General features: G+C 36.3%; 10 protein-coding genes and 1 pseudogene. 8 read left to right on the top strand and 3 right to left on the bottom strand.

Going from position 1 to position 13945, the window contains the following annotated elements; genetic code table 11:
* The first annotated feature begins 68 nt into the window (after positions 1-68).
* From JNUCC74_RS13190 to JNUCC74_RS13180, 3 genes and pseudogenes are all read left to right on the top strand, one after another.
* Positions 69-500: a disulfide oxidoreductase gene (locus JNUCC74_RS13190; protein ID WP_077317840.1), complete on the top strand. Its 432-nt coding sequence runs from the start codon at positions 69-71 to the stop codon at positions 498-500.
* 38 nt (positions 501-538) lie between these two features.
* Positions 539-1018, top strand: coding sequence for a thioredoxin family protein (locus JNUCC74_RS13185; RefSeq protein WP_454065710.1), 480 nt, complete (start codon positions 539-541; stop codon positions 1016-1018).
* 68 nt (positions 1019-1086) lie between these two features.
* Positions 1087-2459: pseudogene (locus tag JNUCC74_RS13180) on the top strand (iron-containing alcohol dehydrogenase).
* A 90-nt stretch (positions 2460-2549) separates the two neighbouring features.
* Here JNUCC74_RS13180 and JNUCC74_RS13175 read toward each other — a convergent pair.
* Complete coding sequence (locus JNUCC74_RS13175; RefSeq protein ID WP_454065709.1) at positions 2550-3047, bottom strand: antibiotic biosynthesis monooxygenase family protein; 498 nt, start codon at positions 3045-3047, stop codon at positions 2550-2552.
* Between the two features lie 706 nt (positions 3048-3753).
* Between JNUCC74_RS13175 and JNUCC74_RS13170 the strand changes: the two genes are divergently transcribed.
* From JNUCC74_RS13170 to hemY, 4 genes are all read left to right on the top strand, one after another.
* Complete coding sequence (locus JNUCC74_RS13170) at positions 3754-5922, top strand: PBP1A family penicillin-binding protein (RefSeq protein ID WP_454065708.1); 2169 nt, start codon at positions 3754-3756, stop codon at positions 5920-5922.
* A 110-nt stretch (positions 5923-6032) separates the two neighbouring features.
* Positions 6033-7076 carry a uroporphyrinogen decarboxylase gene (gene hemE, locus JNUCC74_RS13165; RefSeq protein ID WP_454065707.1) on the top strand — a complete coding sequence of 348 codons (1044 nt, stop codon included), beginning with the start codon at positions 6033-6035 and terminating at the stop codon, positions 7074-7076.
* A 33-nt stretch (positions 7077-7109) separates the two neighbouring features.
* Positions 7110-8057, top strand: coding sequence for a ferrochelatase (hemH, locus tag JNUCC74_RS13160; protein ID WP_454067895.1), 948 nt, complete (start codon positions 7110-7112; stop codon positions 8055-8057).
* The gene (gene hemY / locus JNUCC74_RS13155; RefSeq protein ID WP_454065706.1) at positions 8050-9468 is read left to right on the top strand and encodes a protoporphyrinogen oxidase; all 1419 of its coding nucleotides are present in this window, start codon (positions 8050-8052) and stop codon (positions 9466-9468) included. Before hemH ends, hemY begins: the two co-directional genes overlap by 8 nt.
* A 324-nt stretch (positions 9469-9792) precedes the next feature.
* Here the strand turns inward: hemY and pepF are convergent, their stop codons facing one another.
* Both pepF and yhfH read right to left on the bottom strand, forming a co-directional pair.
* Positions 9793-11601, bottom strand: coding sequence for an oligoendopeptidase F (pepF, locus tag JNUCC74_RS13150; protein ID WP_454065705.1), 1809 nt, complete (start codon positions 11599-11601; stop codon positions 9793-9795).
* Positions 11602-11841: 240 nt separating this feature from the next.
* Positions 11842-11970, bottom strand: a complete 129-nt coding sequence (yhfH, locus tag JNUCC74_RS13145) for a protein YhfH (RefSeq protein WP_454065704.1) — start codon at positions 11968-11970, stop codon at positions 11842-11844.
* 828 nt (positions 11971-12798) lie between these two features.
* On the opposite strand from yhfH, the gene JNUCC74_RS13140 reads away from it, so the two are divergent.
* Positions 12799-13794, top strand: coding sequence for a lipoate--protein ligase (locus tag JNUCC74_RS13140; RefSeq protein ID WP_454065703.1), 996 nt, complete (start codon positions 12799-12801; stop codon positions 13792-13794).
* Positions 13795-13945 lie beyond the last annotated feature (151 nt).

The raw sequence follows: 13945 nt of genomic DNA, 5'->3' as shown, positions 1-13945 counted from the left end.
TGTTCCATACGCGAGAATTATTTAATGCACTACTTTACGTGACATCTTTAAAAAGAAAGGAATATTCTATGGCAATATTATCTAAAAAAGCAGAAAATATATTGCTGCTTATCTGGGGTCAAGCTTTTATTGCGATGTTAGGGAGTTTGTTTTTTTCTGAAGTCATGGGATATCCGCCTTGTGAGCTTTGCTGGGTCCAGCGGATTCTTATGTATCCGTTAGTAGTTATTTATGGGGTAGCTGCTTATAAAAAAGATATTTCGATTGCTTTACCCGGTCTTATTTTAAGTGGAATAGGTATGTTTGTTTCTACCTATCACTATTTAGTTCAAAAACTTCCTGTTTTACAAGAAGCAGGCAAGGCATGCGGATTAGTACCTTGTAATGTGACATATATCAACATTTTAGGTTTCATTACGATTCCTTTTTTAGCTGGAACAGCATTTATTATTATTTTTGTCTTACATTTGATATTAATTCGCTTTAACTCAAATTCATAAATAACTAGAAAAGTATGTTGGTGAAAGGAGAAAAAGAGATGAAGAAAAAGCTACTCATTTTTGTCGGTGTCATCCTCGTATTATTCGCTGGCTTATATTTTATTGTGCAATACAAAAATAATCAAGCAGTAGAAAAAAATGAAAATCCGTATGGAGATAAAAAACTTGAACAAGCCACGATTGATCAATTGGATGATCCAAATTATCAAAATCAAATGATGCCTGATGAATTGAAAGAAAAAGTGGAGAGTGGTAAGCCGGTGACTGTTTATTTCTATAGCCCGACATGCTCACATTGTCAGGCAACAACTCCGTATCTTGTTCCATTGGCAGAAGATAATGAGATTGATTTAAAAAAAATGAATCTTTTAGAGTTTGAAGACCAAGCAAAGGTCTATGGAATTGAATCAGTACCAACATTAGTTTATTTTGATAATGGAAAAGAAGTGTCAAGAATTGAAGGAGATCAAGGAAAAGAAAACTTTCAAACATTCTTTGACAAGTATGTGAATAAATAGGAAAGAACATAAATAATATGATGTGAAAGAGTTAAAAGCCAGCTACTTATTTAGTTGGCTTTTATACTATGGCAAATGAAAGATATAAACAAACCGCTTTTTCATCCATGCTAAGACATAGCAAATGGTTAGCTTGTCGGTGCCTAGTTAAAGGACTAAGAAGTCGTAGCAACATGTCGTTATCAGTCGATGGGTACATGACGATACAAGAAACCAAAGAAGGAGTGAATTTATTGGTTTATACATTATATTGTCGGGTTTACCAGCACATCATGAAAGTTGGGAGTAAGTTTATAAAGTGGCGTACACCTATATTGATTACGGGGGAAAATAGTTTGCAACAGCTTCCGGATGTGTTGTTGCAAACAGCTCAAAAACGAATTTTAATTGTTACAGATAAAGGGATACGTGCAACAGGGATACTGGATAAATTATGTACTTATTTACAATCAGCAAGTATTCATTACGTCCTATATGATAAAACAGTTCCTAATCCTACCATTGAAAACATAGAGGGAGCGCTTACTATGTTTCAACAACAGCAATGTGAGGCAATTATTGCTTTAGGAGGAGGTTCAGTCATTGATTGCGCAAAGGTAGTTGGAGCCAGATATGCTTGTCCAGATAGACCAATTTCCAAGATGAAGGGGCAGTTAAAGGTTCGAGTGGAAACACCACCATTATATGCGATCCCAACAACTGCTGGTTCAGGAAGTGAAGCAACACTGGCAGCAGTTGTTAGTGACCCTAGCTCCTTAGAAAAGTATGCCATTAATGATCCAGTACTTATTCCTAACTACGCTTTGCATGATCCAAAATTAATCGCAAATCTTCCTCCCTTTATGACTGCAACAACAGGTATGGATGCATTAACCCATGCAATTGAAGCATTTATTGGAAAAAGCAATACGAAAGAAACAAAGGCTTGGAGTAAGCAAGCAGTCAAATTGATTTTTGAAAGTTTAGAACAAAGCTATGTAGATGGAGAAAATATGAAAGAGAAAATATGCAGCATGCTGCCTATTTAGCTGGGATGGCGTTTACCCGTGCATATGTCGGCTATGTTCACGCTATTGCTCATACATTTGGCGGTTTTTATCATGTACCTCATGGACTGGCAAATGCCATTATCTTACCATATGTACTGGAACATTATGGGGAGGCTGTTTATGATACGTTAGCTGAACTTGCAGATGTGGTTCATCCAGTTCATCAAGCAGACAGTAACAAGGCAAAAGCGCTAGGCTTTATTAAAGAGATAAAACGGATGAGTCGAGTAATGAATATTCCAGAGAAGTTGGATAAAATCGAGGAAGAAGCTATTCCTATTATGATTGAGAGGGCTTTGCAGGAAGCAAACCCATTATATCCGGTTCCGAAAATATTTACAAAACAGGATATGTACCAACTTTATTATCAAATTGTCGATTTTAAAACATAACAGCTTCTGTACGGTGCAGAAGCTGTAAACAACTTTCTATAGAGTAAAAAACGATTCCTAGCTAATGGCAGCGTTAGCATAGAGCTATATTTACTCCTCATCGACAAACATCTGATAGGTTGATAAAAATGGGCGTTCTGCAAAATAAGCAGGTGGTTTGGCGGATTGATTTTTATGAGACTGCTTGAATTGATCAGAATTCTTCCAGTTCTCATAGTCTTTTACACGTTGCCATTGGGTAAAGACAATATAGGTATTTCCTTTTTTCGGTTTTAACAAACGAAGAGCTTGAAATCCTGGCATGTTCTCGACATCTTGTTTGCGCTTTCGAAATCGATCTTCAAAGACAGGTTGCCCTTCTTCGGTTACGGGAATGTTATTCATAACAACATAACCCTCTTCTTGTATTTCTCCATTTTTTAGTAGAATGTCATAATCGCGACCAGATACAAAAATACTTTTTTTGTTATCTTCATAATAAGCAAGAGAGCTTGTATCGGAATGCATTAGCCAAATCTGCTTATTTGGATATTTATCCGCTAATTTTTTCAAAAAATCTGCTGTTCCATTCGTCATATGGGCAATCATTTATTTGACCTCCTTTCTACATAGTATGAACATTATTAGGTTTAAAATAGAAGTTGATTCACGTCGTAAAAATTTTAGATTTTACGTATTAATTATGAGGTAAAGATTTGCTAGAGCTCAATAACCAAGTTATCTTTAATAGAACATGTGTAAAAAGTCTGGTAAAGTTTATACTGCGTGAAGCTTTACATACATGATACCATAATTCTATGTTACCCTAAACAGCTTGTTATTTGTCAAACAAATTACTCTCATTTCTTATTTTAATTGATAACCCTGTTTTTGCTATAATTATATTTTTACTATCGATATACGTAAAGGAACTAGTACTAGTCCTAGTGTTTTTTCAAGTTTGAAGTCATTCTCGATAGGAGAAAGAGTTGTTTTTCCCGCATGTAAGGTGCCGTAAGACTCCCACTTCAAAGATCCTGAGTTGATACAAAAGGGTCTAAGTGGTAGAAAACGGTACCTAAATGCCCGATTCGTTCAACTAACATTTCTTGGGAAAAGCATTCCAAGAAATGAAGTTTCACTTTATAACCCTAATGGAATCAATTACCGTTAACTGCCTATTCATTAGAAGTACACACAGTTGATGTCTAGTGACATTATTTTGAAACAATTATTATTTAATATCGAGTATAAATACTTTAAGATTGTATCATTGTGTCGTATAATGTTATGGGCATTACATAGAGGTGAACCAATGAACAGAATAGAAAGAAGGAACCAGAAGCGTTCACGCCTTATTAAAAAAGTAAAAGTAATTTTATATAGTTTTTTATTCATGATTTTGTTAGCTTTGATTTCCTATGCTGCCATTGTTTTTGGAGGCCGTTTCGTTGTCGATGATGAAAAACTACTATTGGATACAACAACGACAATAGAAACAAAAGATGGAAAAGTTATAGGTAGACTGTACAATGAAAATCGTATGTTAACAACATTAGAAGAAGTTCCCCAGCATGTAAAAGATGCATTTATCGCCATTGAAGACCGAAGATTTTATGAACATTCGGGTGTCGATGTCCGCTCTGTATTTCGTGCAGTTTATAAAGATATTTTAGCGATGAGTAAGGTCGAAGGAGCCAGTACGATTACACAACAATTAGCAAAAAATTTATTTCTCACTCATGAAAAAACATGGCTTCGCAAGACGAAGGAAATAATGGCGGCTATCTACTTAGAAAATACGTTGTCTAAGGATCGAATATTAGAATTATATTTAAATGAAATCTACTTTGGTCATGGAATTTACGGAATCGATACAGCAGCTGACTATTATTTTTCTAAGGATGTGAAAGATTTATCCATAAGTGAAGGTGCAATGCTGGCGGGACTTGTCAAAGCTCCTAATGGTTATTCCCCAATAAAACATCCGGAAAAAGCGAAAAGCAGGAGAAATACTGTACTTCGTGCTATGGATGAAGTAGGTGCAATTTCTGCTAAACAGCGTGCTCAAGTAGAAGGCAAAGATTTAGCACTGAATGTCAATAAGTGGAAGCCTGATCCATCATGGACTAGTTATACAGATTTTGTTATGAAAGAAGCAGCTGCCACTCATCATCTGTCCATTGATGAATTAAAGCGGGGTGGCTATCGCTTAATCGTCAATATGGATACGGATACTCAACAAATTGCTTATGAGCAGTTTCAAAATGATGCCTTTTTTCCTGGAAGTACAAAAGAAACACAGGGTGCGTTTGCAATGATGAAGCAGAAAACAGGGCAAATTGTATCCGTTATTGGAGGGAGAAATTTTGAATTTGGCGACATGAATCAGGCAATGGTAGCAAGACAACCTGGTTCCACCTTTAAGCCTTTAGCAGTTTACGGGCCAGCCTTAATGGGAAAAAAGTATCAACCTTATTCACTGATACCTGATAAAAAGATAGAATATGATGGATATACTGCAAAAAATTATGACGATTCCTATGAGGGAGTTGTGTCCATTTATGAAGCCATCATTCATTCCAAAAATGCTCCGGCAGTGTGGCTCCTGAATGAAATTGGCGTGAAGTACGCAAAGGAATATTTATCTAAACTACATCTTCCTATTGATGATAAAGGATTAGCGATAGCTTTGGGTGGTCTAAAAACGGGTGTATCTCCTGTCGATTTGATGGAAAGCTATAGTAGCTTTGCCCATCAAGGGAAGATTGTTACAGCTACTTCCATCCATCGTATTCTTGATCAAAGTGGAGATGAGCTGTATAAGGCGAAGGTAAAAACTGAAAAAGTGTTTACCCCACAGGTAGCATGGGATATGACAGAAATGCTTGAAGAAGCAGTAAAAAATGGAACAGCAAGCGCTGGTAATTATGAAAAGGCACTCGCTGGTAAGACTGGTTCAACACAGCATCCGAAAGTAGAAGGAAAAGTAAAGGACGCTTGGTTTGCCGGATATACACCACAATATGTAATGGCGTCTTGGATAGGCTATGATACAGTCGATAAGAAAAGCTATTTAACTGGGGGAAGCGCCTATCCTACAAAGCTAGTGAAAGCTATTTTAACGAAAATGGATCGATTACATCCATTAGAAGAGACGTTTAGGAAACCAAAAGAGGTTACGGCTTTACCGAAGCCAATTACCTTACCTGAAATAAAAAATGTAAAAGCAGCTTATGCATTTGGCAATATTTCCATTTTAGGAGGAAAATTGACCTGGGAAGGTTCGAAGGATGAGCGCGTTATTTATCGGATTTACCGTGAAGAAGAAGGTGTTGATAAACGAATTGGTGAAGTAGAAGGGAAAACAGAATTTATCATTGAGGATGTCATGTTTAACACGAATGAGTACTATGTTGTTCCTTATGATCCATTGACCAAAACAGAAGGAACACCTTCTGAAACTGTTCGACTCGCATGGTAAATTTAAAATATAAGACAAAATGATGACAATCAATTAGCTTTACTATACACTGTCCCATGAAATCGCTATATTAATAATGGGAACGTAGTACGTAAAAAAGGATGGATGGCATGATAAACAAATTTAATGATACGATAATTCGAGCTTACAAAGGGGAAAAAACAAGATATACGCCTGCATGGTTTATGCGACAGGCGGGTAGATCACAGCCGGAATACCGTAAGTTGAAAGAAAAATATTCCTTATTTGAAATTACCCATCAACCAGAATTATGTGCTTATGTAACAAGATTACCCGTTGAAAATTATGGTGTTGATGCAGCAATTTTATATAAGGATATTATGTCCCCTTTACCTTCTATGGGGGTTGAAGTAGAAATAAAGGCTGGAGTTGGCCCGGTTATTTACAATCCAATCAATTCTATTTCTGATGTTGAAAAACTTGGGATGATTAATCCGCAATCTGATGTACCCTATGTATTAGAGACGATTCGTTTATTAACAGAAGAACAACTAACAGTCCCTTTAATTGGGTTTAGTGGGGCACCATTTACGTTGGCAAGTTATATGATTGAGGGAGGTCCATCAAAGAATTATAGTAAAACCAAAGCGTTTATGTATAAACAATCAGATGCATGGTTTTTATTAATGGATAAGCTTGCTGATATGATAATTGCATATGTTGATGCCCAAATTGAAGCTGGTGTTAAAGCAATTCAAATTTTTGATTCGTGGGTAGGGAGCTTGAACACTCAAGATTATCGTGTTTTCATTAAACCGGTTATGACACGAATTTTTTCTGAACTCCGTAGACATCAAGTTCCACTAATCATTTTTGGTGTGGGAGCGAGACATTTATTGTTAGAATGGGAGGATCTTCCAGTTGATGTCATTGGTTTAGATTGGCGTACCTCTATTCAAGAAGCAAGAGAACTGGGGGTAACGAAAGTGTTACAAGGTAATTTGGATCCAGCTGTTTTATTGGCTGAATGGGAAACGATTGAAAGTCGAACGAAAGTAATTTTAGATCAGGGTCTTGCTGATGGAAAGCACGTGTTCAATCTCGGGCATGGCGTAACACCTGACATTAAACCGGAGACATTGAAAAAATTAACTGATTTTATCCATGCTTACAGGGCAAAGATGAATAAGTAAAAGTAAAATTTTAACATGAAGAGGTGTTTGATGATGGTAAAGAAAGAATGGGGACTATTAGTAATGGCTTATGGGACACCGTATAAAGAGGAAGATATTGAACGGTACTACACTCATATTCGTCACGGACGAAAGCCTGATGAAGCTTCGCTAAAAGATTTAACAGATCGTTATAAAGCGATTGGTGGAATCTCACCACTGGCTAAAATCACGAATCAGCAAGTGGAGAAACTAGAAGCAAGGCTAAATGAAGTTCAAGATGAATATGAGTTTAAAGCATATACTGGGCTAAAACATATTGAACCATTCATTGAAGATGCCGTAGAACAAATGGCAAAAGATGGAATTGAACAAGCTGTATCTATTGTTTTAGCACCTCATTATTCTACATTTAGTGTAAAAACCTATAATCAACGCGCGAATGATGCAGCTAAAAAACATGGAGTAACAACAATCACTTCTGTGGAAAGCTGGTACAAAGAGCCAGGGTTCATTAAGTATTGGGCAGATCAAATAACGGATGTTTATGAAAAAATGACCGATCAGGAACGAGAAAAAGCTGTACTCATCGTTTCTGCACATAGTTTGCCTGAAAAAATATTACAACATGGTGATCCTTATCCACAGCAACTAGAGGAAACGGCAAAATTAATTTCAGAAGCAACCGGGATTACAAGTTATGAAATTGGCTGGCAAAGTGAAGGAAACACACCAGATCCATGGATAGGCCCCGATGTGCAAGATCTTACTAGAGATCTATATGAGCAAAAAGGGTACCGTACATTTGTTTATGCTCCTGTTGGTTTTATTGCTGATCATTTGGAAGTGTTATATGACAATGATTATGAATGTCGAGTTGTTTGTGAGGAGTTAGGGGCATCATACTATCGTCCAGAAATGCCAAATGTTCATCCACAGTTTATTAATACATTGAGTGATGTAGTATTAAAACAAGTAAAAAAGCGTGGAAAAAATGAATAACACAAACAAACAAATCGTCATTATTGGTGGAGGAATAACCGGTTTATCAACTGCTTACTATTTACAAAAGGAAATAACTAGAAATCAACTCCCATTTAATATCAAACTAGTAGAAGCAAGCAATCGACTAGGTGGTAAGATTAGAACATTACAGCGTGATGGCTTCACAATTGAACAAGGTGCGGATTCCATGCTAATCAGAAAAAAACCTGCAGTAAAGTTGGTTAAGGAACTGGGGCTTGAAAATGAAATTGTTCGAAATGCAACTGGAAAATCATATATTTTAGCAAATCATAAATTTCATCGAATCCCAAAGGATACATTTATGGGGGTTCCGAAAAATATTCGCTCGGTGCTTCGTTCTACATTGATTTCACCCACAGGAAAAATCCGTGCTTTAGCCGATCTGGTAAAAGTAAAGGGGAAAGGAGACAGAGATGAATCTTTAGGTTCGTTTTTTGAACGGCGTTTTGGGAAAGAATTGCTTACGAACCAAATTGAAACATTGTTATCAGGTATACATTCTGGTGATATTTACAACATGAGCTTACAAGCTTCATACCCAAATTTTTACCAGTTGGAGCAGAAATATGGGAGTTTGATTAAAGGTTTGAGCAAAACGATGCCGAAAACAACGAAACAAATCGAAAAACAATCTGCTCCTGGTATGTTTTTTTCTTTTAAAAATGGGTTGGAAACATTGGTGCATGAATTAAAGAAAACAATAGATCCAGAAATGGTCACACTTGGTACAGCAGTAGACCATATCGAAAAAAAAGAGCATTTTTATCATCTGTTATTAAGTAATGGAGACGTCTACAGAGCAGATGCTATTATTGTCACTTCGCCGAGCTTTACGTTACCGAAACTGTTCAGTCAGTATAATTTCTTTAAACCATTTAAAGAAATCCCAGCGACATCTACAGCAAATATTGTGCTGGCTTTTGATCAAGTGAAAATAAAGAAAGATATAGATGGAACCGGTTTTCTGGTTCGAAAAAACAGCGGATATCAAATCTCAGCATGTACATGGACGCATAAAAAATGGCCTTTAACTACTCCAGAAGGAAAAGTATTATTACGTTGTTATGTAGGACGACCTGGAGAGGAATCTGTCGTTGATTTATCGGATGAAGATTTAACAGAAGTGGTACTAAAAGATTTAAGAAAAGCAATGAAGCTAAAAGGGGATCCAGCCTTTAGCGTTGTTACTAGATGGAGACAAGGGCGTCCTCAATATACAGTAGGACATTTAGAGAGACTTTCGAAAATCCGTAAACAAGCAGCAGGGCAAGTACCGGGGGTGTTTCTAACCGGCAGTTCTTATGAAGGACAAGGTATTCCGGATTGCATCGAACAAGGAGAGAAAACTGCTCAAGAGACATTACAGTTCTTACTATCACGTTATTAACCAAAAAATTATTAGCTTCAAGTTACTTTGATGTAAGTATCATTGCAATTTCTTCAAATGATTCGTGCTCGAGAAGTTTTTATAAATGTATATACTATCATTAAGAGAGTCAGTTATGTCAAAGTTAGAAAAGGAGTGAATAACTAGCTTATTCACTCCTCATTTTTTGTCTATAAGGATACACGTTTTATATGGCAGATAATTTTGAAAGTAGCTTCGTCCAGTTTAAGTGCTCAAGCCCCTAGCAAACGTTGCCCTTCTCCTACGATAAATCCATATTCACTCCTCGTGTAGCTAACCGAGCGGTTTAACTTTTGTTATGACTTATTTATACGACTGTTCCAGTTCGTCAACAAGCGAACCAACGAAAGCCACCGCCTGTTTAATAGCATCCGGCTTTGACATATCTATCCCCACTTTACGAATAAGATCAAGCGGCTTTAGTGTTCCGCCAGATTTTAATACCTCTATCCAGCGATCAACTGCAGGTTTTCCTTCGCGTTTTATTGTCTGTGCTACAGCAGTTGAAACGGTTAAGCCAGCTGAATACGTATATGGATATAATCCCATGTAATAATGTGGCTGACGCATCCAGGTAAGTCCTGCCCCTTCATCCAAGCTAACCGTATCTTGCCAAAAACCTGATAATGCAGCTAGTTTTTGCTCTGATAAAACAGTTGCTGTTAATGGTGTACCTTGCTCTGCTAAATCATAAACGCGACGCTGAAATTCAGCTTCTAACAGATGGGTAACAAAATTATGGTAATACGTTCCGAGTAACTGAGTAATGATCCAACGTCTCATTTGGTTATCGTTGGTTTGATTTAACAAATAATCAGCTAACAATAGTTCATTTAACGTTGAAGGAGCTTCTACAAAGTATGTAGAAGAACGAGTGTTAAACAAGGTTTGGTGTTCACCAGCAAAATAAAAATGTCCGGCATGTCCTAATTCATGCGCCAGCACAAACGTACCACGCATGGTATCTGTCCAGGTAATAAGAATATACGGATGAACACCATAAGGACTTGAGCAAAAAGCACCTGTTCTTTTCCCAACGTTATCTGCAAGGTCAATCCAACGGTGTTCAATTGCTTGTTTTATGATACGTTGATATTCCTCTCCCATAACCCCCATTGCATCAATGATGATCGCTGTTGCCTTCTCGTAGGTGGTAACAGGATTAAAGCTTGGATCGAGCGGTGCTTTTAAATCACAACTATACATTTCTTTTAGATGTAATTTTTCTTTTTTCAAACGGGCATATCGCTGCATATGTGGAGCTAATTCTTCCTGAATGACATGTAATTGGTTGAAATACATATCTTTGGTCACTTGTTGTGGATGGAGTAGCATATCGGTTACAGATTGATATTTTCGTTGTTTAGCCAAAGTCACTTGTTTCTTGACTTCTGTAGCATAGACCGCAGCATATGTATGTTTATATTGGTTCAATGTTTTAACGAAAGATTGATAGGCTTTTCTCCGGATGGAGGTTTCTGCTGTAAGTTCATAACGGTCTTCATATAAAGCGGCCGACATCGGTAACTTTTTACCGGTTTCATCAGTAATCGGTTCAAAAGACATATCGGAGGATTTACTTCGTTGATAAATCATGTATGGTGAATCATGTACTTCAGAAAGTGATGCAAGTAATTCTTCTATCTCGGGGGATAGTGTGTGTGATTTTTTATCCATTAAATCTGTAAGCATTTTTCGATAGGTTGATAAAGGCGGGCATTCACGAATAAAATTGTCAATTGTTTCAGATGGTATTTCCAGTATCTCTAAATTGATAAAAGTAAGCTTTGCATCAATACTTGCCATTGCTTGAGCGACTTTTGCCGAATCCTGTTGACATTCTGCGTCTGTACCGTCCGCACTACTGCGCAAATTAGCGTAAGTAGCTACTTTAATAATACGTTGTTGAAAAACTTCAAGCTCTTTGATACATTCATGCAGGATAAAGGCATTGTCAGCTAAATTTCCTTTAAATCTATTAAATTGTTCCATATCTTGCTGAATCACTGCTAGTTCCTGTTCCCATGCTTGACGAGTTGAAAATAAGTCTGTTAGGTCCCATTTCTGCTCATCTGGAACCTGTGATCGAGTTAGCCTTTCTACCAAAAACATCTGCTCCCTTCTTACCTCAAATTATTTCTAAACTCTAAATAATTATAATATAAAAATATCTATATAGACAGTTCTTTTCCAAAAAAAAAACAACTGCAACATATAAGCTGACAGCTGTTCAAAATAAATACATTAAACCAATACCAAAGGATTTAATGGAGAAAAATGTTGAGAAACAAACAGGTTGAAACCGGATATTTGTTTTACTCCTGCAAGTTTGTTGCAATGAAAAAACAGTGTTTATCTTGCTGGATGATCACATTCATCACATAAATTTCCATAGCAGTCTGCTTTTTCAATCATATCATTTCCACATTTGCTACATTTTTTCTTAGGCAAATTCCTGAAAAATTCAATGATGTTAATCATAAAGGATTCCTCCTGTAAATGGATTAATTATATTGTACTATAACAGTATTATTTATGTCAATACTGTTTCATAACAAAAATAAAAATTTTATATTTAAGAAACGGTAGCTTTTTTATGAGGAATATTTTTTGAAAAGTATTGTCGTCTAGCTTAAGCGTCAAGCGACTAGCAAATTTCGATCTTCTTCCTACGATAAGTCAACATCGACTCGAATCTAAAGGAAGGCGGGCTAAAAGCGTGATTGCCGTTGCTGACCCACGTCGGCATACCCCTGTTTTAGAGGCATGTTTTCTTTATCCCGTATGTAAAGATGCGTATTTTTCTACTATAGAAAAACATAAAATTTTAGGCTTTATAGTATAAGGAAAACGATAGCTTTCGCCATAAAGACTTGGTGAAAAGCCAAGTTTTTCTAATCATTTCAAACATCTGCTTATTATTTTGCAACTTTATGAGCAGAACGCATCCTAAATCCCCGATTGGTTCAAGGGCCTTTAGGTCATACCTTTAAGGTACTAACATTTCTTGGGTAAAGCATTTCAAGAAATGAAGTTTCCCTTTATCTCGTCAGAAGTTCTCCAGTTTGTATATTGTATATGGTTAAATAAATTTGCGCTTTTGTGGTTATGAACAAAAGCTGTCCCCATTTAATTTGTAGTGAATACCTGATTTTTTAACTTGTGGAGGTATAAGTTTAAAACCTTTGTTTTAGCATTACTAACTGACAAACTTCGCATCATTAGATGTATTTTTTTGCTTCATCTGTTTTTTTTTATTAAACTAGAATTAACTAGATTTTTAACGATCTATGAAAAGGGGAATTATATATGAAATTTATTGATAATAAAGGAATTACAGATCCAACCATTAACCTTGCTTTAGAACAATATATTGTAGAAAATTTTGGAGAATCAGATACTTTTTTGCTGTTTTATGTAAACCAGCCATCCATCATTATAGGGCGAAATCAAAATACAATTGAGGAAATCAATACACAATATGTAGAGGAAAATAATATTAAGGTTGTTCGTCGCTTATCTGGCGGTGGGGCAGTATATCATGATGAAGGAAACTTGAATTTCAGCTTTATTACAAAAGATGATGGCAATAGCTTTCAAAATTTTGCTAAATTTACCAAACCAGTAGTTGAAGCTTTGAATAAGTTAGGTGTTCCTGCCGAATTACATGGCCGTAATGATCTAGTGGTTGAAGGTCGGAAAATTTCAGGAAACGCGATGTACGCGACAAAAGGAAAAATGTTTAGTCATGGAACACTCATGCTGGATTCAGAAATTGAAAATGTGGTAGCTGCATTAAAGGTACGTAAAGAGAAGATTGCCTCAAAGGGAATAAAATCGATTCGTAGCCGTGTTGCTAATATATCTGAATTCTTAGATGAAAAAATTACAATGGATGAGTTTAAAGAAACCATTTTACGCCATATATTTGATGTGGATGATATAGCAGAAATTCCACGCTATGAATTGACGGATGAAGATTGGGAAAATGTTAAACAGATCTCCCGCGAACGCTATCGAAATTGGGATTGGAATTATGGAAAGTCACCGTCCTTTAATATTCAAGTTTCGCATAAATTTCCTGCTGGTTTAGTGGATGTGCGTTTGGATGTAAAGAAAGGAATTATCGAGAATTGTAAAATTTATGGAGATTTTTTTGGTGTAGGAGAAATTAATGACTTGGAAAATAAATTAATTGGTGTTCGTCATCAACGACAAGCATTAGAAGAAGCTCTTGCTGATATGGATGTTTCTCGTTACTTAGGTAAGATCTCCAAAAAAGAATTTATTCATTTAATTTACTAAAAGGAAAAAATAGCTTCCACTATGGGGGGCTATTTTTCGTTTTAATTTAATTCCTTTAGACAGTAAAATTTTTAAATAAGCTGTTATTGCAATCCCTTATAAGGAATAGAGAAGCTCCTTAGCTGTTAGTTTTGTATAATATTGCGAACGC

Source organism: Cerasibacillus sp. JNUCC 74 (genome assembly GCF_053667775.1).
Note: the sequence above shows the minus strand (reverse complement) of the source record. Positions and strands in the feature narration are given on the sequence as shown.

Coding starts and splice junctions, on each gene's coding strand:
- pepF (WP_454065705.1), bottom strand. CDS start 11,601: ATGTTTTTGGTAGAAAGGCTAACTCGATCACAGGTTCCAGATGAGCAG.
- JNUCC74_RS13190 (WP_077317840.1), top strand. CDS start 69: ATGGCAATATTATCTAAAAAAGCAGAAAATATATTGCTGCTTATCTGG.
- JNUCC74_RS13185 (WP_454065710.1), top strand. CDS start 539: ATGAAGAAAAAGCTACTCATTTTTGTCGGTGTCATCCTCGTATTATTC.
- hemH (WP_454067895.1), top strand. CDS start 7,110: ATGGTAAAGAAAGAATGGGGACTATTAGTAATGGCTTATGGGACACCG.
- JNUCC74_RS13170 (WP_454065708.1), top strand. CDS start 3,754: ATGAACAGAATAGAAAGAAGGAACCAGAAGCGTTCACGCCTTATTAAA.
- hemY (WP_454065706.1), top strand. CDS start 8,050: ATGAATAACACAAACAAACAAATCGTCATTATTGGTGGAGGAATAACC.
- JNUCC74_RS13175 (WP_454065709.1), bottom strand. CDS start 3,047: ATGATTGCCCATATGACGAATGGAACAGCAGATTTTTTGAAAAAATTA.
- hemE (WP_454065707.1), top strand. CDS start 6,033: ATGATAAACAAATTTAATGATACGATAATTCGAGCTTACAAAGGGGAA.
- yhfH (WP_454065704.1), bottom strand. CDS start 11,970: ATGATTAACATCATTGAATTTTTCAGGAATTTGCCTAAGAAAAAATGT.
- JNUCC74_RS13140 (WP_454065703.1), top strand. CDS start 12,799: ATGAAATTTATTGATAATAAAGGAATTACAGATCCAACCATTAACCTT.